This is a genomic window from Leifsonia sp. fls2-241-R2A-40a, from assembly GCF_030209575.1.
Classification (GTDB): Bacteria; Actinomycetota; Actinomycetes; order Actinomycetales; family Microbacteriaceae; genus Leifsonia.
In genome coordinates this window covers 3705960-3725257 of record NZ_JARVRS010000001.1, presented here as the reverse complement: position 1 = coordinate 3725257, position 19298 = coordinate 3705960, and the positions used below count along the sequence as shown (strand labels likewise).

Below are 19298 nucleotides of genomic sequence, written 5' to 3'. Positions count from 1 at the left end.
GCGTCGGACACGTTATCGGGAAGCTCGTCGATGCCGTCGTCGACGCATTCTTCTGGTGAGCTGCAGGGGAGGAATCGAGTTGATCGCGGATGTGGACGTCATCGCCGAGCTGAAGAGCATCGACGAATGGCGGTACGCCTCGTCGCCCGGTAGACCAGCCCGGTACGACTATCGCGTTCTCGATGTACGGGCGCTCCCGGGCCTCGCGGACTTCGAAGTGCGACAGCGAGACGGTCTCGCAGCGCGAATCCAGATTGCATTGCCCTCAGCGGTCGCGCCGCAGCACTGGCTCTACGTCACGCCGGAGAACGCGCGGGATTGGGTGTCACAGCTCGTCATCTGGCTCGACGAGGAGGTGTACACGGGCGGTCTCGGCGAGGATCGGTCGCGCGTCGAGCGCGATGGCGCGAGCTACGTCGTCGTCGAAAGCTACGGGTGGCAGCTACGCGACCCACACGAGCATGCGCGACTCAAAGCGTTGGCCGGTGAGCACGGCTGGAACGGCGGCAACGGCGCGCGCTGATTCCACGGAAGGCCAATCGTCGCAGCGCCGAGCGCGGTCGGTCCTGCGGGATCGGTTGACATGGGACAATCCCTGCCATGATCACCGCGGTTCCAGTCGACCTGCAGGCGATCGCGCCCGCGTGCGAAGCACATGGGGTCGAGCGACTCCGTATCTTCGGGTCGGTGCTTGGAGACGACTTCGACCGCGAGACAAGCGATATAGATTTCCTCGTGGACTTCTTGCCGGGCCGCGGTGGGCTGCTCCACGACTACTTCCAACTGAAGGAAGAGCTCGAGCAGATCTTGGGGCGCGGGGTCGCCCGATGAGGGCTGAAGCCGTCGCTGAGCACTAGTGTTCGAGCGTGACCATCTCGAGCCAGGGCGATTCGGCAACGCCCCTCGACCGGCCGCTTCGGCACGCGACGATGGACCAGGCCGCGGCGAGGTTCTGGCGGAAGTACGCGACGTTCACGGGCCGCGCGAGCCGATCGGAATTCTGGTTCGCGGTGCTCGTCGCCGTCGTTTCGCTCTTCGTCGGCGGCATTGTCCTTCCATTGCCGTTCCCGCTGCTCCCCGAGACGGCATACCGGGTGGTTTCGCTCGTATGGTTTCTCGTGCTTAACGGCTACGCCATCGCCCTCGTCGTTCCGATGCTCGCCGTCACCTGGCGGCGACTCCACGACGTGAACAGTTCCGGGGGCCTGTTCTTCTTCGGCCTGATTCCGCTGATCGGCCCGATCATGTTGTTGATCAACCTGGCGGGAGTCCAGGATCCCGATGGAGCACGATTCGACAAGCCGCGGATCGCAGAACAAACGCCGGGAACCGGTGCCGAAGCGTTGACGTCGGGTCGTTAGCCGCGGCTCACCGCGACGTCACGGCAGGTCGAGCTCGAGGCGGGGGCCGGCGAATCGGTCGGCCAGGATGCGTCCGTTGACCAGGAGGGCCGACGCGTCGTGCTCGACCGCCGCATCCCTCAGGGTCCGCGCCCCGGATTCGAGCGCCTCGAGCTGGGCGATCAGCGCCTGAGCGGGGGTGAGACCGCCCGCCAGCACATGCTCGGCGGCCCATCCGGCGGGAAGAGCGAGGTACGCCCTGAGGGTGTCGGGAAGGTAGACGGTCGCGGCCAGCTTCACGATCATCTCCGGCTCGCCCGTTCCTGTCACGCGCGGCAGGGTCTCGGCGAGCAGCTCACCGATCCGGCCCACGGCCGCCACAGCCTCCTCCGGCACGCGGCGTCCGAGACGCGCGGCGAGTGTCAGCAGGTCTCCCGCGAGGTTGGCGTGGTCGAGGTGGATCTCCGAGCCGGGCGGCAGGATTCCCAGCGACTGCAGTGCCCGCGCCGAGTCCGCCGAGTCTTTGGCGGAGTGCATCGCGAGGCCGGACACGAGCTCGGCGAACGCCGTCAACCACTGACCGAGGGTGATCGTGCGGGTTGAGAGCGTGACCGTCCCGTAGAGTTGCTCGACCTCGGCGGTCCAGCCGGCCTCCGGCTCCCACCGCAATGACAGCGCCTCGGCGGCACCGCGCAGTCGCAACCCGAGGATCGAACCCGGGCGACGGGCCAGCCAGTCGGCCAGCGAGCGGGTGCGCTCGACGGTGAGGATGCTGGAGACGACGTCAGCGGGGAGCGAACGCGTGACGCTCTCGATGAGCTCGCGCAGGAGCGTCTGCGGGTCGGAGTCCGTTCCGGCCCTGCTCAGCCTGTCCAGCTCCATCTCGTGCTCCTGTGACGCGGCGGCCTGGGAGGGCATCTGTCGATGCCCCACGCGCTCATCCAAGCACTTCGGGCCGCGTTGCAGAACAGGCCGCCGAACTCTCTCGGTGGGCGCCCAGGCGTAGGTGTTGGAGGTGGCTACGCTCCTCAGCCTGGGGGCAGACCGAGGATGTTGCGGAGACCGGGAGGCGCCTCTGCGAAGAGCCGGAACGTGCTCCCGTTCGATGAGGCGTCGCATCCCGACGTGCCGAGGTGCACTTGGATGCGAGACGTCTGGTTCCAGAACGCGAAATCGACCGACCGTCCGTCATCCATCGGGCAGTTGTACGCTCGCGTGTCGTAGTGCCCTGCGATGTTCAGGAACCTCGCCAACTTTTCGACACTTGCACGGTTCTCGACGAGCAGACTCGACTCGAGGGCCATCTTCGACAGGGGGCCGTAGCGGCACACCAGAACGCCGGTGGGCTCGAACGGAACCAGGTGCGAAGCGGCGCCCGGTACGCCGGATTCAGGTAGCTCGACCTGCGGTTGCGGCGGGCAGGTCGTGGGCCGACTCGCCGGTGTGGAGGTGTCGACCGGGGTGTGAATCGGTGGCGTGTCCTGCCGGGGGCTGTGCAACCGACCAGTGCGACGCACGAAAGAGCGGTGATGCAGACCACACTCTTCCGCCACCCGGACACAGCCGCAGCGTACCTCCGGCCCTCCCTCGCTCGGAAGCCGCGGCCTGGCGCAGATTTGGCGCAAATGTCCGTTTCAGAGGTGCGATTCCGGACATTTGGCGCAAATCGTAGGCGACCCCGTCAGCGGTCGCGGGCGATCACCGAGAAGTCCTGCTCGCCGTGGCCCGCGTCGACCGCGCGCTGCAGTTCCGCCGCGACGAGGGCCGCGGCAGGGAGCGGGGTGTCGGCGGTCGCCAGCATGAGGCGGAGATCCTTCGCGAGGAGGGAGGCCGAGAACTGGGTGTCGTCGAAGTCGCCGGAGGCGATGACGGGTCCCTTCATCGCGGCGATGCCGGCGATGGTGGTGAGCGGCAGCACGGAGAGTGCTTCCTCGGTGGACAGGCCGCCGGCGGTGCCCAGGCGGAGGGATTCGCTCAGCGCCTCCATCGAGATGGCCAGCGCGAGGTTGGCGACGAGCTTCGCGGCAGCCGCCTTGGCGGGGGAATCGAAGCCGCGGATCTTGTCGGGGTCGGCCCACAGGGACACGATGTTGCGGGCCTGGCGAGCCGCGTCGTGCTCGCCTCCGATGAGGACCGCGAGGCTCCCGGCCCGAGCGGGCGCCAGGGATCCGACCACGGGCGAGTGCACGTACCGGACGCCTGCCGACGACGCCCAGGAGGCGAAGTCGTCCGCGTCGGAGGGCGCGACGGTGGTGATGTCGATCCACAGCGCACCGGAGGGAATGGCGAGGGACGGGTCGATCACGGTCTCGCGGACGGCGTCCGGACCGAACAGCACCGTGATGACCGCCTCCGCACCCTCCACCGCTTCCGCAGGGGATGGCGCGATGCGTGCGCCTCGCCGGCCCACGGCCTCGGCGGGTTCGGGAGAGCGGTTCCAGGCGGTGACCCGGTGCCCTCCGTCGATGAGGTGGGTGACGAGCTCGCGGCCCATGCGTCCGAGGCCGAGGAAGGCGATATCCATGCCTCCACTGTGCGCCTCGGTGCGCACTCGCGGAAGGGGCTCAGCCGGTCAGCGCATCCCGTCGTCGCAGCAGGAACGCGCGCTCCTGCTCCCCGCCGCACAGCGACGCGGCCTCGCCGTACTCCGCGGCCGCCTCCGCCGTGCGCCCGGATCGCAGCAGCAGCCCCGCCCGTACGCCGTGGAGCAGGTAGAAGCCGCCCAGCGACTGCCGCACCGGTTCGACGGCCGCGAGTCCGGCGTCCGGTCCGTCGACTTCGGCGACGGCGACCGCGCGGTTGAGGGCGACGACCGGGGTCGGGGAGGCTCGCAGCAGCTGGTCGTACAGCGCGACGATCTGCGCCCAGTCGGTCTCCTCGGCGGTGGACGCGTCGTCGTGCACCGCCTGGATGGCCGCCTGCAGCTGGTACGGTCCCGGCCGGCCGCGCAGCAGGCACGCCCGCACCAGTTCGTGGCCCTCGTCGATCCGGCCGGCGTCCCACCGGGAGCGGTCCTGCTCGGGGAGCGGGACCATCGCTCCCACCGCATCCACGCGGGCCTCGCGGCGCGCATCCACCAGCAGGAGCAGGGCGAGGAGACCGAGCACCTCCTCCTCGTCCGGCAGCAGCGAGCGCAGTTCGCGCGCCAGACGGATCGCCTCGTCGCACAGCTCCTCGCGCACCAGCCGATCGCCGGTGCTCGGTGCATAGCCCTCGCTGAACACGAGGTACAGCACCGCGAGCACCGAGCCGAGCCGTGCCGGGAGGTCGCCCGCCGACGGGATTCGGTACGGGATGCGCGCATCGCGGATCTTCGCCTTCGCGCGCGAGATCCGCTGCGCCATGGTCGGCTCGGGAACCAGGAAGGCGCGAGCGATCTCCGCCGTCGTCAGGCCGCCGAGCAGACGAAGCGTCAGGGCGACCCGCGCCTCGGGCGACAACGCCGGGTGGCAGCAGGTGAAGATCAGGCGGAGGCGGTCGTCCGGGATGTCCGTGCCCGCATCCTCCTCGCCGCCGGCGGTGAGCTCCGCGAGCAGCGCAGCCTCGCGCTCCCTGTCGCGGCCGATCGCGTCCCGCCGCATCCGGTCGATCGCGCGGCGGCGGGCGGTGGTGATGATCCAGCCGGCGGGCGCCGGCGGCACGCCGTCGCGAGGCCAGCGGGCTACGGCGACGGCGAACGCCTCCTGCACCGCGTCCTCGGCGCGGTCGAGGTCACCGAGCACGCGGTACAGGACGGAGACGGCGCGGCCGAACTGCTCGCGGAACACGAGCGCGATCGCGGCCTCGTCCATCCGGTCAGTCCCGGAAGGGCCGCACCTCGATGGGCAGCGTCGTGGCGAGCGCCACCCGGCGGCCCCACTCGAGCGCCGCATCCAGGTCGGGCACGTAGACGATGGTCAAGCCGCCCAGGTGCTCCTTGCCCTCGGCGAACGGACCGTCGGTGACGAGCACTTCCCCGTCGCGCGGCCGCAGCATCGTCGCGGACGACGGCGGCAGCAGCCCGTCCGAGAACACCCACACTCCGGCGGAGCGCATGTCGGCGTTCACCGCGTCCACGTCGCGCATGATCCGGGACAGCACCTCCGGCTCCGGGATGGGGCCGTCGGGCTCGTAGACGCTGAGCAGGTACTGGGTCATGATCCTGATCCTCTCCGCGCCGCCGGGATGGACGGCGCTCTCACCGTCTACACGAACAGGCTGCCCCTATTTCGACACGTCGTGCTCCAGCAGCGCCACCCCGATCTTCGAATCCGCCATCCCGTAGAAGACCCAGGTGCGACCGTCGACCTCTTCGATGGCAGTCGGGAAGACGACGTTCGGCACGATCCCGCTGCGCTCGTCCTCTGTCTCCGCCGACAGCAGCGGCTCGCTCGTTCGGTCGATGACGCGCCAGGGTTCGTCGGCGTCGAGGATCATGGCGCCGGCCGCGTAGTTGACGTTCTTCTGCTGGGCGACGCCCGACTCCAGCCGGCCGGTCACGCCGTGGTGAAGCAGCAGCCAGCCCTCGGGGACGCGGATCGGCGCGGGTCCTGCACCGATCTTGAGCTCCTCGAACGGGAACTCCGGTCCGGCGAGGAAGCGGTTCTGGCGCCAGCGTGCCAGCTCCCCGAGGTCGCGCTGCACCGCCTCGAGCGGGATGAAGGCGATCCAGATGCTGGGACGGGTCTCGCCGGCGGGTGGATGCTCGCCCTCGCCGGGCCGGATGTCGCCCAGATCCCAGACCGGCCGGTGCAGCACCGCGAGGCTGGGAGTGCCGTCGGGAGCCGTGACCGGCTCGGGGAAGAACACGGTGTCCTTGTTGATGAACAGGGCCAGGTCGATCCCGAGAGTGTCGTCGTACTCGAACGACACCGGGCCGAGCCGCCGCCAGGCGCGCAGGTCCTCCGACACCGCGACGGCGGTGCGCGGGCCGAGCGGGCCGTACGCGACGTAGGTCATGACGTGGAGGCCGAGCGACGGGATGAACGTGACCCGCGGATCCTCGACGCCCGCATTCGACCGGCCGCGTTCGAACGGCCGGTCGGGTTCGAGGACCACGCCCTCCCGCTCGACCCCGACCGGGGTCCCGTCCTCCACGACAACGCGGGCGAGGCCGACGCGCGACACGTTGCCCTCGGCCACGAGCCTGGGGAGCAGATACAGCTCGCCGTCCGGGCCCCGGCCCGACGCCGGGTTGAGCACCCCCTCCGCCTCAAGCGGGTCGCCCGCGACCGGCGTCATCACGACGTCGGCGCGAGACAGTCGATACGGAAACGCGCTCACGCGTCCACCTCCCGGTAGAAGTACAGTTCACGGACACCGGCGGGCGCATCCCAGCCCTGGGCGAAGGACCACCGGCCGCCCAGCTTCTGGAGGCCGCCCCAGGCGAGCGAGCCGCCGCGGTTCAGCTCCAACTGGGTGAACGGGTCGTCGACCCGGTACAGCGCCTGGGCGGCGGCGAAGTCGCCGTCGGCGTCCGCGTAGAAGAAGTCGAGCACGAGGTCGTCCCCGTCGACCACTGCGCAGGCGACCTCGAAGAGGGAGCCGTGCAGCGTCGTCAGGTCGAGGTACGGCTGCGCCTCGAACGACCAGTCGAGGCCGTCCCGGCTGCGTCCGACCGTGGGGCGGCCGCCGCATCCCTCCGAGAGGAACATGAGGTACTCGCCGCCGATGCGCACAGCGCGACCCCGCTCGTCGCGCGGAATCACGGCGCCCTTGGCCCAGTACTCGGACACGTCGTACGGGACGACGAGCCCGCGCTTCTCCCAGTGATCGAGGTCGTCCGACACGGCCGACATGATGTCGACCGCGACCGAGCCGTCCTCGCGCCGCCAGATCGCGTTGTAGAACAGCACGTACCCGTCGTCGAGCGCGTAGATCTTGGGATCCTCGCAGCCGAGCGTCTCGTTCTCGAACGTCGGGTAGATCACCGGGTTGAGCGGCGAATCGTGCCACACGCCGTCCCGCCGGACGGCGTGCCCGATCCGGCTGGCCGTCGACTCCTTCCGCGGCGACGCCCGGTAGAACAGGTGCAGCTCGTCGCCGCGCTCGATCACCGTCGGGTTGAAGATCGAGTCGCTCGTCCATCCCACCCCGGTCGGGTCGTCCCACTGCCCCTCCAGCCGGAAGGTCAGCTCCTCGTCGCGGGCGAACGGTCCGATCGCCCAGCCCGGGCGCGTGGGGTAGTGCGCCGAGAACTGGTCCGTCGAGATGCGGTCCGTGAGCGCGTTCGTGTGCGCGAGCGCCTCGCGGTAGCTCTCCAGCAGCGCGTCGTGGTCCGCGAGAGGGATGCGGTCGATGTCCATGGTCTCCTTCGGTCCGCTCATCCCTTGACGGACGAGCCCAGGTCGGTCGAGGTGAAGTAGCGCTGGAACACGATGAACAGCACCACGACGGGAGCGGCCAGCACGACGGCGCCGGAGAGGATGGCGCCGTACGGGTTGGCGGTGGAACCCGCGACCGTCGAGATGTAGTTCGCCAGCGAGACGGCCAGCGGCTGCAGGCTCGCCTCCTTGGTGATCAGGAACGGCCAGAGGAACTCGTTCCACGGCCCGATGAACGTCAGCAGCAGCACGGTCACCAGCGCGGGCCGGACCAACGGCAGCGCGACCCGCCACAGCAGACGGAACTCGCCGGCGCCGTCGATGCGGGCCGCGTCGAACAGCTCACGCGGCAGCTGCAGGAAGTACTGCCGGAAGATGAGCACCGCAGCCGAGTTGATCGCGAACGGCAGGATCATCCCGAGGTAGTTGTCGGCGAGCCCGTAGTTACGTGCGATGAGCACATACAGCGGGATCATCAGCAGCTGGAACGGGATGGTCTGCACCAGCAGCGCCAGCGCGAACGTCACGCCGCGTCCGCGCCACTGCAGCACCGCGAGCGAGTACCCCGCGAGCACTCCGAACACGGTCGTCCCGAGGAGGACGCCGCCGGTGAAGATGCCGGAGTTCACCAGGCCGGTCACCAGGTTGATGCGGGAGTTGATCTCCGCATAGTTCTGCAGGGTCAGGTTCCCGGGATTCGGAAAGGCGCCCGCGATGGAGGTATCCGGCGCGGTCTGCAACGACCCGACCAGCATGTAATAGAAGGGGAACAGGAACGCGATCGCCCCGAGGGCCAGCACGATCCCCTGCAGGATGGCCTGGCCCCGGCTGAGGCGCCTCGGCGTTCCGAGATCCTTCCGGCGGCGCGTCCGCACCTTGGGCGCCGGCCGCGGTGTCGTCTCCGTGGTCATGACTGGTCCCTCCCTCCGACGAAGCGGTTCTGCAACCAGCCGATGATGAGCACGCCGATCACGAGCACGACGCCGATCGCGGCCGCGTACCCGGGGTGCCCCTGCTGGATGCCCTGTTGATAGATCAGCAGCACCGGCGACGCCGAGCGTCCGTCCGGTCCGCCGCCCCCGGTGAGGAGGTACGGCTCGGTGAAGAGGTTCGCTCCCGTGATCGTGGCGAGCAGCAGGACCAGGACGGTGGCGGGCCGGACCCCCGGCACGGTCACCGAGAAGAACTGCCGAACCTTGCCCGCGCCGTCCGTGGCCGCCGACTCGTACAGCTCGGTCGGCACGTTCTGCAGCGCAGCGAGGTAGAGCAGGATGTAGAACCCCAGCCCCTTCCACGTCACGTAGATCGCGATGGACGGCATGGCCAGAGTCGGACTGGACAGCCAGCTCGGGCTCGGCGCCAGCGATCCGAGGATCTGGTTGACGAGTCCGTTCTGCCCGAAGAGGAACAGCCACACGGCGATCGTCGCCACACTCGCGGTCACGTAGGGCACGTAGTAGCTGACGCGCAGGAACGTGCGGAACCGGACGATGCTGTTCAGCCCCGACGCCAGCAGCAGCGACAGGATGACGGTCAGCGGGACGTTGATGATCAGGAAGATGCCGACGTTGACGAACGACTGCAGCACCGCCGGGTCGGTGAACGCCTGGACGTAGTTGTCGAGGCCGACGAACGGCCGGTCCACATTCGCACCGGGGGCGGCGAAGAAGTAGTCGAAGAACGACATGTAGACCGAGAAGGCCAGCGGGAACGCGAAGATCGCGATCACGAACACCAGGTACGGTGCGCTGAACAGCCAGCCCAGCGGGTTGGCGCCCAGGATGCGCTGGATGAGCGGCGCCTTGTGCTTGCGCCCCTGACCGGCGGCGGATGGTCCACCCGCCGCCGGTCGTGCAGCCGTCTGGCCGCGAACGGAGGTGCTCATGGTTACTTCTGGGCCTGCAGCTTGTCGATCTTCTGGGCGGCCGTCTTGAAGGCGTCCTCCACCGAGCCGCTGCCGTTCACGACCGCCTTGGTGTAGGCGTCACGGAGAGCCTGCATCTGCGCGATCGTGTTGGTGCCGGTCGGGTCGTCGACCGTGCGGGCGCTCTGCGCGCCGAACTCCTTGTACGCGGGGTGCGACGAGAAGTACGAGGCGTAGGTGGTCGCCAGGTCGGAACGGATGGGCATCTGGCCGCTGACGTCGAGCAGCTTGCCGTCCTGCTCCTTGCTGGTCGCGAACTTGAGCACATCCCACGCCGTGCCCTGGTTCTTGCACGAGGTGTACATCCCGATGTTCTTGGCGTCCGGGAAGGTGTAGGTCTCATCGGCCGACTTGCCGTCCTTGGTCGGGACGGGGACGGAGCCCCACTGGACCTTGTCGCCGTAATAGGCGATGGCCCACGGTCCGACGATCGCCATCGCGGCCTTGCCGTCCTGGAACGCGTCGCCCTGGTACTGCTCCTTGCCCGCCAGGCCGTCGCTGTAGATCGTCTTCCAGAAGTTGGCGACGTCGAGCGAGTCCTGACCGGTGATGGTGGCCTTGCCGTCCTCGATGAACGTCTTGCCGCCGGTCTGAGCGGCGAGGAGCGGCAGGTAGTCGAAGTTCACCTGGAAGAACTCGCTGGTCGGCGCCGGGTAGACGGCGTACGGCGCAGCGCCCGAGGACTTGATCTTCTGGGCGGCGGCCAGGAACTTGTCGTAGGTCGACAGGTCCGGCTTCTCCGGGTCGAGTCCGGCCTTCTGGAAGATGGCCTTGTTGTAGAAGATCATCACCGGGTTCTGCTTCCACGGCATCTGGTAGTAGTCGCCGTCGGCCGACTTGTACTGCTTCGCCGCGTCGCCGCTGCGCGCCTCGATGTACTTGGCGCCGTCCGAGAACTTGGACAGGTCGACGAGGCCGCCCTGCTTCTGCCACTGGCCGGTGGCTGCGGGGAGGTTGTTGAAGACCAGGCACGGCGTCGTGCCGGCGGTGATGGCGGCGCCGATCACCTCTTCGGTGCTTTTACCGGCCGGCACCTCCTGAGCCTTGATCTGCTCCTTCGGGTGCGCCGAGTTCCAGGCCGAGACCATCGACTTCCCCCATTGCACCTCCTGGGTGTTGTTGGAGTACCAGATGGTGATCGGTCCGTGCGCCTTCATGGCGTCGCTGGACCCGCCTCCGCTCGAGCCGCAGGCGGCGAGGGTGCCGGCGATCAGGCCGGCGGTAACGAGGGAGACGGCGATTCTGCGCTGTCGCATGGTGAGCCTTTCCGGGTTGTGAGGGTGTTCAGCTGTTGGCCGGCGGCGCCGTGGAGGCGCGCACCACCAGCCGTGCCGGGGGGAGTGCGACGTCGTCCGCTTCGCCGTGGTCCGCCAGCCGCAGCAGCGCGGTGGCGGCGGCGGTGCCCCAGCCGGCCGGGTCGTTGTCGAGGGTGGTGAGGGAGGGGTAGATGAACGACCCGATGTGCGAGCCGTCCAGTCCGGTGACCGAGAGCTCGGCCGGAAGGTCGAGTCCCCGCTCGTGGGCGACGCCCATACCGGCGATCGCCATGGGGTCGTTCCCGTAGACGATCGCGGTCGGGTGGTCCTCCCGATCGAGCAGGGCCTTGGTTGCCTCGGCGCCCTGCTCGGGGGAGAAGTCGGTGGTGAGGATGACGGGCGAGATCCCGGCGGCACGGGCCGCGCTCTCGAAGCGCTCGCGCCGGCGGAGCCCGTGCAGCATCCGCTCGTCGCCGGAGACGTGGGCGATGCGCCGGTGGCCCAGCCCAACGAGGTGGGCGACGAGCTCGTCGATGCCCGCGTCGTAGTCGCGGGTGATGACCGGGAACGGGCTGCCGCCCGGGGGAGCGCCGAGCGAGACGGCGTACGAGGCGAGCCGGGCGATGAGCGGGATGCGCTCATCCGCCGAGCGGAGGTCGGTGAGCAGGAAGCCGTCGACCCGCTTGTCGGCGACGAGCCGCTCGTAGGCGCGCTCCTCCGCCTCACGGTCGGGCACGACGGTGAGGACCAGCACGTGACCGCGTTCCGACAGCACCGTCTCGACACCGGCGATGAATGCGGCGAAGAACGGGTCCACCTCGATCGTCCGGGGTTCGCGCCGGAGCACGAGCCCGAGGGCGTACGCGCGCCGGGTGGTCAGTCCCCGGGCGCCGGGATGCGGGGTCCAGCCGAGGTCGCGCGCCGTCTGCAGGATGCGTTCCCGCGTCTCCGTCGCCACCCCCGGACGCGAGTTGAGGGTCAGCGACACGAGCGACTTGCTGACGCCCGCGGCGCGGGCGACGTCGTTGATCGTGACGTTGGCCGGACTCATCGCGGGCTCACCGTGGTGAAGCCTCCCGGCTGGACGAGCACGATGCCGCGGGAGCCGACGGTCTGGGCGCGTCCGACCTGGTGTCCGGTCGAGTCGTACCGGGTCACGGTCACGGGGCCGGCCGCGTCGAGCTTCTGCGGCACCGGCAGCCGGGTCGCGTTGACGTAGACGTCGAGCGACGTGCTTCCCGCGAGTCCGAGGTGCGAGACGACCGGCTGCACGAGCAGCGCGTCGAGGCGCGCTGTGCCCGACACGCGGGCTGTCACCGACGTGGCCTGCGCGGGGACCGGGACGGGGAGGGTCTGCGGCAGCAGGAACACCGGGCTGGGCGCGATGCCCTGCGCGCCGGGGCGCACGTTGTCGGTGCGTCCGAGCGGGAGGGTGAAGCGGCCGACGGAGGCGGTCCAGTTGGTGGTGCCCGAGCCGCCGGGACCGAGGTCGGCGATCGGCAGGATGCGCGCGGCCGGGTGACCCGCGGGGAGCGCGATCGTCACCGTCGACCCGTTGCCGGCCTGCAGGTAGGCACCCCCGGACCAGTTGGCCGAGCCGGTCCATGCGGACGGCGGGGTCACGACGGTCGCGGGCCCGGTCGTGGTGCCGGTCTCCGCCTCGGCCACGGTCAGCCCGACCGTCGCGGTGGTGCGGGTGAGGGCGGTCGCGGCGCGGGCGATGGCGGGATGCGCATCCAGCGCCAACATGCTCAGCTGCGTGTGGATGACGGACTCGGCGCCGCAGTTGCGGTTGACCGTGCCGTCGGCGGCGATGCCGTCGACGCAGACACCGGTCGCCGGGTCGTAGGCGGGCGTCCCGGCGCGGTTGGCGCCGAAGTACCAGGCGCCCTGTGCTCCGGCGAGGGCCGCGAGACCGGTTGCGCCGGTCGCGTCGGACGCGGCGACCAGGCCTTCGAGCCGCGAGTCGACGCCGTAGGCGATCTGGGTCCGGTCGGCCGGGGTGGGCGTCCATCCGTTGTCGGGTCCGCCGGTGGCGAGCAGTTGCGCGGTGAACTGGGCGAGGTCCGTAGTGGCGGCGCGCTGCAGCGAGGAATCGCCGAGCACGGTGGCGGCGGCGGTCAGAGCCGCCGGCTCCATCCCGGCCCAGGCGTGCCAGAAGGTCGGGGAGTTCGCCTCGGGGAGCAGGGCGCCGAACGGCCACTGACCGATCCCGCCGCTCTGCAGCTTGGCGATGCCCGCGGAGTAGTTGGCGAGCGCGGTTCGAGCCGCGGTGTCGGACGGCCGTGCGGCGGCGTAGGCGCTCAGCCCGAGCACCGCCTCCGCTGTCGCGCCGGCACTGCCGACGATCAGCCAGCCGGGGACGGTGACGCCGTTGGCCACCTGGGTCTGCGGGTACTGGGCGAGCGACTGACGGCCGAGCGCGGCGAGCGCCAGGTCCATCCGGTCGGCCAGGAAGGACGCGAAGGCCGGATCCGCGGTCCGGAAGCCGGCGTAGCCCTCGCCGAGGGCCCACACCGTGCGCGCCAGCCAGAACGACTCGGCCGAATCGGACGGGTCGGGCAGTTCCTTCGGGATGGCGGACGGGTTCAGCGTGCCGTCGTGCTGCTGCCACAGCACAACGTTGCCGGCGTTCGGTCCGTCCGCGGTCTGCAGGTAGGTCAGGGAGCGCAGGAGCTGGTACGCGCTGGTTCGGCTCGTCGCGGTGCCGTTCTGCTTCCAGTCGCGGAGGTAGACGACCGCGGCGCGCGAGATGTCGTCGGCGTCGTAGGCGCCCTGGGCGTACCAGCCGCGGGCCGCGTCGGTGATCGGTCCGCCGCCCACACGGTGGAAGGTGCCGTCGGACTGGCGGTCGGCGTACACCCACGGGGCGCGGGCCACGGGTTCCTCCGCGACGCGGTAGGTGGTGTGTCCGGCGACGCCCGGGAGCAGCGGGTCGTCGTCGAGCAGGAAGTCGAGGTGCGCCAGATTCGTCAGCTTCGGCTGAGGCGATGGAGTCGCGGCAGCGCCGGCGGCCGGCGCGGTTCCTGTGCGGGCGGCGGCCTCAGCGGCCTGCGCCGGCAGGCCCGTGGCCGTCACCGCGAGTGCGGCGCCCAGGGCGAGAGCGAGCGCCGCCCACGGCATCGTCAGTTGTCGGTTGCGCATCATTGCGTACCCCTCATGGAATGGGGCGGCTCCGATCGGAGCCGTCATCTAAACCGGTTTAAAGGACGGTATGCCTTCGTATCGAGAAAGTCAACGTGAGTCTTGTGAAGCGCCCGGTCGCACGACCAGACTGGCCGCACCGCGACCGACGACGCCGCACCGATGGGGCAGGAGGAGCTTCCGTGGAGTACAAGGACATTCCCACCAAAGCCGACGTCGAAGGGTTCGCCGCGATGCGGCAAGCCGGCTGCGTGAGCATCTACCTTCCGACCGGCACCACCCCGCCGGAGGCGGACCGGGCCCGGATCGAACTGAAGAACCACCTCGCCAGCGCCGTGCGAGCACTCGAGAAGCTTTCGGTGCCGCGGGATCGCATCCAGGCCGTGCAGGCCGAAGGGGAGCTCATCCTCGAGGACCGCGACTTCTGGCGATATCAGTCCCGCTCCCTCGCGGTCTTCCTCGACGGCGACCTCGCGCAGACCTTCCGCCTGCCCAACCGTCTGACGACGGCGTGCGAGATCGCCGACCGGTTCTACATCAAGCCGCTGCTGCGCGCGCTGACCTTCCCCCAGTCCGCGATGATCCTGGCGCTCGCGGGCAACTCGGTACGGTTGCTGCACATCACACCCGACCGCCCGCCGGAGCGGATCGACGTGCCCGGAATGCCGCGGAACGTCGCCGATGCGGTGGGGCTGGACTCCGTGAGCGGCCGGTCGCCGGACGGGCGGATCCAGGGGTCCGAGGGTCACAAGGTGCGGATGCTCGAGTACGTCCAGGCCATCGAGCGCGTGCTGCACCCCGTGCTGGTCAACTCCACCGAGCCCTTGATCCTTGCCGCGGCGGAACCGCTCGCGGGCATCTTTCGCGGTGCCGGCGAGCATCCCCGGCTCGTCGCCGAGACGATCAGCGGAAACCCGGAGGACAAGACGGATGAGGAGCTCGCCGCCGCCGCGCGGGGCGTGCTCGACCGCCTCTACGCGAGCAAGGTCGCGGACCTCCGCGAGGCGTACGAGGCCCGCATCGCGGCGGGGACCGCGCTCGTCGACCTCAGCGACATCGCCCGCGCGGCCACGTTCGGAGCCGTCGAGTCGCTCGTCATCGACATCGACCGCCGCGTGCCGGGCGCGGTCGACGACGAAACCGGTGTGATCGAGTTCGGCGACGACGACGAGCCGGGAGAGTATGGCGTCGTGGACGAGATCCTCCGCCGTGCGCTCGGGTCCAAGGCCAAGGTCTATGCGCTGCGTGCCGAGGACGTCCCGGGCGGGGGAGCGGCGGCCGCCGCCGTGCGGTACCCGGTCTAGTCGAGCGCGGGGAGCTACCGGCGCGGACGGACGGCCAGCACCAGCAATTCCTGCACGCCGGCCAGCCAGTCGTAGACCGCCCGCTGCATCGCCGACTCGTCGTCGTGCACGTCCCCCTCGTCGCCGTCCTCACGGATGCCGAGGCGGGCGGCGAGCACGAGGCGCAGGTCGGTGATCGTCCGCAGCCACGCGGTCGCCTGGGCCTGGTCGAGCACGACCTTGACCGAGCCGGTCGACGGCTGCGAGAGACTGTCGATCAGCGCGCGGGCGTTGAGCTCCTTGCGGTCGGCCAGTCCCGCCGCGGTGAACCGCCGGAACTCGGCGGATGCCTCCGGGTCGTCCGGGTAGGCGTCCGGGAGGAGCCTGCCGAGCGCCGGGTCGGTGACGTGGTTCTCCGGTGCGGCCGCCGCGCGTGCCAGCTCGACCGCCTCCTCGGCGAGCGAGAGCAGCAGCCGGGCCTCGTCGCGCGAGAACGTCGCCGCGACCGTGCCGTCCCGGCGGCGGCGGAACGGGATCACGCGTCCGCCTTGGTCAGGGTCGCCCACAGCCCGTACTCGTGCATCGCCTCCACGTGGCGTTCCATCTCCTCCCGCGTCCCCGTCGCCACCACGGCCCGGCCCTCCGTGTGGACGAGCATCATCCGGCGCTCGGCCTCGGGCCGGGGGAACCCGAAGTACGTCTGGAACACGTAGGTGACGTAGCTCATCAGGTTGACGGGGTCGTTCCACACGATCGTGACCCACGGGGAGCCGAGCTGGAGGAGGTCCTCGGTGCTCGTCTCCTCCGCGATGCCGGGCTGCTGCAGGGTGCCCGGGCCGGCGTTCACGACGAGGGTCACAGCTGCGCCCCGGCGATCGCGTCGGCCGCGCGGACCAGCGCGAGATGCGTGAGCGCCTGCGGGGTGTTGCCCGCATGGGAGCGGGCCTCGACGTCATATTCCTCGGAGAGCATACCGACGTCGTTCGCCAGCCCGACCAGCCGGTCCATCAGCCGCACGGCATCGTCGTGACGACCCGAGGTGGCGTACTGCTCCACCAGCCAGAACGAGCAGGCGAGGAAGGGATGCTCGCCCGGCGGCAGGCCGTCCACCCCGCTCTCGGTGCGGTAGCGGAGCAGCAGGCCGTCGCGCAGGAGGTCCTCCTCGAGCGCGCGGACGGTCCCCAGCATCCGTGGGTCGTCGGCGTCGACGTAGCCGACCTGGGAGAGCTGCAGGAGTGACGCATCCACCTCGGTGGTGCCGTAGTGCTGCACGTACGTGCCGCGGTGCGCATCCCACCCGTTCGCCTCGATGTCGGCGCGGATCGCTTCGCGCTCGCGCTTCCAGCGCTCGACCGGTCCGTCGAGGCCGAACTCTTCGACGCCGCGGATGGCGCAGTCGAAGGCCGCCCACACCAGGGCGCGGGAGTGCGTGAACTGCTGCGGTTGGTCGCGGATCTCCCAGATGCCGTGGTCCGGCTCGCGCCAGTGCGCCTCCAGGTAGCCCATGAGCGCCCGCTGCAGCGCCCAGGAGAACCGCGTCTCGGCGTTGCCGGCGCGACGGCCGTGGTCGAGTCCCAGCATGACCTCGCCGATGACGTCGGCCTGGAACTGGTGCGAGGCGTCGTTGCCCACCCGGACCGGATGCGCCCCCTGGTAGCCGGGGAGGCTGTCGATGATCCGCTCGCTCAGGTCGCGCTCACCGGCGAGGCCGTACATGATCTGCACATCGCCCGGGTCGCCCGCGATCGCGCGCAGCAGCCAGTCGCGCCAGTGGTCGACGTAGTCGTTGTAGCCGTGGGAGAGGAGCACTCCGATGGTGAGGGATGCGTCCCGCAGCCACACGTAGCGGTAGTCCCAGTTGCGCTCGCCGCCGAACGCCTCCGGAAGGGAGGTGGTGGCCGCGGCCACGATGCCGCCGGTCTCCAGGTGCGAGAGGGCGCGCAGGATGATCAACGAGCGGACGACTTCGTCGTGGTAGGGCCCCTGGTGGGCGCATCCCCTGGCCCAGTCCGTCCACCACTCGCGCGTGTGCTGCAGCGCGGTCTCGACATCGAGTGCGGCCGGGGCATCCCGGTGCGACGGGAACCAGGTCATGGTGATGTCGACCGTCTCGCCGGCCCGCACCGTGAACTCGCCCTGGTGCGAGTGATTGGCCGGGTGGAGCTGGGCGCCCCGCACGACGATCGCGTCGGGCCCGGCCACCGCGATCAGCGTGTGGGGGTGCTTGGTCTTCTCCTGGCGCACCCAGGGCATGGCGTCCGCGTAGCCGAAGCGGATGCGCAGATCCTGGCGCATCCGCACCGTGCCGCTGACTCCGCGCACGCGGCGGACGATGTCCGCGCGGTGGTCGTCCATCGGCATGGCGTCGACGACTTCGACCTCGCCCTCGTCGGTGCGCCACCTGGTCACGAGGATCATCGTGTCCTGCTCGTACCGGCGGCTGCTGGTCGCCGACGCGTCGCTCGGGGCGAGCAGCCAGCGCCCGTGGTCCTCGGTGCCGAGGAGCGCGCCGAAGGTGGAGCGCGAGTCGTAGCGCGGAAGGCACAGCCAGTCGATGCTTCCGTCCTTCCCGACGAGGGCCCCGGTGAAGCAGTCACTGATCAGGGCGTAATCCTCGATGGGGAGCGACATATTCCCAGTATGGACGTACTGTGATCGGCATGACGCAGTCCGTGGACACTCTTGTGATTCTCGGAGCATCCGGCGACCTCACGTCACGGCTCCTCCTCCCTGCCATCGGCCAGCTGCTGACCGACAAGCCGGACCGGGCTTTCACGTTGATCGGCTCGAGCAGCGACGGTCTCGACGACGACGGGTGGCGCTCCGTCGTCGAGAAGTCCTTCGCGACGGTGGACGCGAAGGGGGAGGCGGTCGAGCGGCTGCTGAAGGAGACCCGCTACGTGAAGGCCGACGCCACCAGCGCGGACGACCTGAAGAAGCTGCTGTCGGAGACGAAGGGCGTGCCCGCGCTGTACTTCGCGCTGCCGCCCGCGGTCACCGCGAAGGCGTGCGAGGCCCTGGGGACGTTCGACCTGCCGAAGGGGCTGACGCTCGCCCTCGAGAAGCCGTTCGGCACGGATCGCGAGAGCGCCATCCGGCTCAACGAACAGCTCGCCCGGCTCGTCCCGGAGGACCAGATCCACCGGGTAGACCATTTCCTGGGCCGCTCCAGCGTGTTCAACATCCTGGGAGTGCGCTTCGCCAACAGCATCCTGGAGCCGATCTGGGACGGCCTGCACATCGAGCGCGTCGACGTCATCTACGACGAGACGCTCGCTCTCGAGGGCCGGGCGCGCTACTACGACGGCGCAGGCGCGCTGATGGACATGATCCAGAGCCACCTGCTGCAGGTCATGGCGGTTCTCGCGATGGAGCCGCCCTCGACCCTGGGCGCAGCGGACCTGCGCGATGCCAAGCAGCTCGTGCTGCGCGCGACCCGGGTGTGGAACGACGACCCGGTCACCGCGAGCCGCCGGGCGCGGTATGCGGCGGGCGAGATCGACGGCAAGAAGCTCCCCGCGTACACCGACGAGGAGGGCGTCGACCCCTCGCGCGAGACGGAGACGCTGGCGGAAGTGACCCTGGAGGTCGACACGTGGCGGTGGAAGGGCGTGCCCTTCACGCTGCGCTCGGGGAAGGCGCTCGGCAGTCGCCGCCGGGAGATGGTGATCACGTTCGCGCCGGCCCGGCACATCCCGACGGGGTTGACCGGGAGGACGGAGCCGGCCAAGCTGCGCCTGATGTTCGCCCCCGACTCGATGTCGTTCGAGATCAACATCAACGGGTCCAACGATCCGTACGAACTGGAGCGCGCCTCCCTCACCGCTGATTTCGGCCCCGGCGAGCTACTGGCCTACGCGGAGGTGCTCGAGGGCATCCTCGACGGCGACCCCACGCTGTCGGTGCGGGCGGATACCGCTGTCGAGTGCTGGCGCATCGTCGAGCCGGTGCTCACGGCATGGCATCACGGGCGCGTGCCCATCGAGGAGTACCCGGCCGGCTCGGAAGGTCCGGAGGGGTGGAAGGAACTCGGCTGACGCCGACCCCTG

Annotated in this window: 20 protein-coding genes; 5 read left to right on the top strand and 15 right to left on the bottom strand. The window is 70.0% G+C overall.

Annotated features, from left to right (window positions below):
- Nucleotides 1-79 precede the first annotated feature (79 nt).
- The 3 genes from QRN40_RS18375 (at nucleotide 80) to QRN40_RS18365 (ending at nucleotide 1361) form a co-directional block, all read left to right on the top strand.
- Nucleotides 80-523, top strand: coding sequence for a hypothetical protein (locus QRN40_RS18375; RefSeq protein WP_285117386.1), 444 nt, complete (start codon nucleotides 80-82; stop codon nucleotides 521-523).
- Between the two features lie 77 nt (nucleotides 524-600).
- Nucleotides 601-831 carry a nucleotidyltransferase family protein gene (locus QRN40_RS18370; protein WP_285117385.1) on the top strand — a complete coding sequence of 77 codons (231 nt, stop codon included), beginning with the start codon at nucleotides 601-603 and terminating at the stop codon, nucleotides 829-831.
- Between the two features lie 35 nt (nucleotides 832-866).
- Entirely contained in the window at nucleotides 867-1361 is a 495-nt protein-coding gene (locus QRN40_RS18365; protein WP_285117384.1) for a DUF805 domain-containing protein, read from the top strand.
- Between the two features lie 18 nt (nucleotides 1362-1379).
- Here the strand turns inward: QRN40_RS18365 and QRN40_RS18360 are convergent, their stop codons facing one another.
- From QRN40_RS18360 to QRN40_RS18305, 12 genes are all read right to left on the bottom strand, one after another.
- Nucleotides 1380-2222 (bottom strand): hypothetical protein, encoded by an 843-nt coding sequence (locus QRN40_RS18360; protein WP_285117383.1) that lies wholly within the window; start codon nucleotides 2220-2222, stop codon nucleotides 1380-1382.
- 146 nt (nucleotides 2223-2368) lie between these two features.
- Nucleotides 2369-2536 (bottom strand): hypothetical protein, encoded by a 168-nt coding sequence (locus QRN40_RS18355; RefSeq protein WP_285117382.1) that lies wholly within the window; start codon nucleotides 2534-2536, stop codon nucleotides 2369-2371.
- A gap of 485 nt (nucleotides 2537-3021) precedes the next feature.
- Nucleotides 3022-3864, bottom strand: coding sequence for an NAD(P)-dependent oxidoreductase (locus tag QRN40_RS18350; protein ID WP_285117381.1), 843 nt, complete (start codon nucleotides 3862-3864; stop codon nucleotides 3022-3024).
- A 40-nt stretch (nucleotides 3865-3904) separates the two neighbouring features.
- Nucleotides 3905-5131: an RNA polymerase sigma factor gene (locus tag QRN40_RS18345; protein ID WP_285117380.1), complete on the bottom strand. Its 1227-nt coding sequence runs from the start codon at nucleotides 5129-5131 to the stop codon at nucleotides 3905-3907.
- A 4-nt stretch (nucleotides 5132-5135) separates the two neighbouring features.
- Nucleotides 5136-5477: a YciI family protein gene (locus QRN40_RS18340; RefSeq protein ID WP_285117379.1), complete on the bottom strand. Its 342-nt coding sequence runs from the start codon at nucleotides 5475-5477 to the stop codon at nucleotides 5136-5138.
- Between the two features lie 66 nt (nucleotides 5478-5543).
- Nucleotides 5544-6602 (bottom strand): glycoside hydrolase family 130 protein, encoded by a 1059-nt coding sequence (locus QRN40_RS18335; protein ID WP_285117378.1) that lies wholly within the window; start codon nucleotides 6600-6602, stop codon nucleotides 5544-5546.
- Nucleotides 6599-7645, bottom strand: coding sequence for a glycoside hydrolase family 130 protein (locus QRN40_RS18330; RefSeq protein WP_285117377.1), 1047 nt, complete (start codon nucleotides 7643-7645; stop codon nucleotides 6599-6601). The genes QRN40_RS18335 and QRN40_RS18330 overlap by 4 nt, the downstream gene beginning before the upstream one ends.
- Nucleotides 7642-8553 (bottom strand): carbohydrate ABC transporter permease, encoded by a 912-nt coding sequence (locus tag QRN40_RS18325; protein ID WP_285117376.1) that lies wholly within the window; start codon nucleotides 8551-8553, stop codon nucleotides 7642-7644. Before QRN40_RS18325 ends, QRN40_RS18330 begins: the two co-directional genes overlap by 4 nt.
- Nucleotides 8550-9527, bottom strand: a complete 978-nt coding sequence (locus QRN40_RS18320) for a carbohydrate ABC transporter permease (protein ID WP_285117375.1) — start codon at nucleotides 9525-9527, stop codon at nucleotides 8550-8552. Before QRN40_RS18320 ends, QRN40_RS18325 begins: the two co-directional genes overlap by 4 nt.
- Before the next feature lie 2 nt (nucleotides 9528-9529).
- Nucleotides 9530-10822 (bottom strand): ABC transporter substrate-binding protein, encoded by a 1293-nt coding sequence (locus tag QRN40_RS18315; RefSeq protein ID WP_285117374.1) that lies wholly within the window; start codon nucleotides 10820-10822, stop codon nucleotides 9530-9532.
- Nucleotides 10823-10850: 28 nt separating this feature from the next.
- Nucleotides 10851-11873 (bottom strand): LacI family DNA-binding transcriptional regulator, encoded by a 1023-nt coding sequence (locus tag QRN40_RS18310; protein WP_285117373.1) that lies wholly within the window; start codon nucleotides 11871-11873, stop codon nucleotides 10851-10853.
- Nucleotides 11870-13969: a hypothetical protein gene (locus QRN40_RS18305; protein WP_285117372.1), complete on the bottom strand. Its 2100-nt coding sequence runs from the start codon at nucleotides 13967-13969 to the stop codon at nucleotides 11870-11872. Before QRN40_RS18305 ends, QRN40_RS18310 begins: the two co-directional genes overlap by 4 nt.
- A 179-nt stretch (nucleotides 13970-14148) precedes the next feature.
- Between QRN40_RS18305 and QRN40_RS18300 the strand changes: the two genes are divergently transcribed.
- Entirely contained in the window at nucleotides 14149-15270 is a 1122-nt protein-coding gene (locus QRN40_RS18300) for a baeRF11 domain-containing protein (protein WP_285117371.1), read from the top strand.
- Between the two features lie 14 nt (nucleotides 15271-15284).
- Here the strand turns inward: QRN40_RS18300 and QRN40_RS18295 are convergent, their stop codons facing one another.
- The 3 genes from QRN40_RS18295 to QRN40_RS18285 are packed head-to-tail and all read right to left on the bottom strand — an operon-like array spanning nucleotide 15285 to nucleotide 17880.
- Entirely contained in the window at nucleotides 15285-15788 is a 504-nt protein-coding gene (locus tag QRN40_RS18295; protein WP_285117370.1) for a DUF2017 domain-containing protein, read from the bottom strand.
- On the bottom strand, nucleotides 15785-16075 hold the full coding sequence (gene clpS / locus QRN40_RS18290; RefSeq protein ID WP_502878943.1) for an ATP-dependent Clp protease adapter ClpS: 291 nt from the start codon (nucleotides 16073-16075) through the stop codon (nucleotides 15785-15787). Before clpS ends, QRN40_RS18295 begins: the two co-directional genes overlap by 4 nt.
- A gap of 29 nt (nucleotides 16076-16104) precedes the next feature.
- Entirely contained in the window at nucleotides 16105-17880 is a 1776-nt protein-coding gene (locus QRN40_RS18285) for a glycoside hydrolase family 15 protein (protein WP_285117369.1), read from the bottom strand.
- A gap of 29 nt (nucleotides 17881-17909) precedes the next feature.
- Between QRN40_RS18285 and QRN40_RS18280 the strand changes: the two genes are divergently transcribed.
- Nucleotides 17910-19286, top strand: a complete 1377-nt coding sequence (locus tag QRN40_RS18280) for a glucose-6-phosphate dehydrogenase (RefSeq protein WP_285117368.1) — start codon at nucleotides 17910-17912, stop codon at nucleotides 19284-19286.
- Nucleotides 19287-19298: the final 12 nt, after the last annotated feature.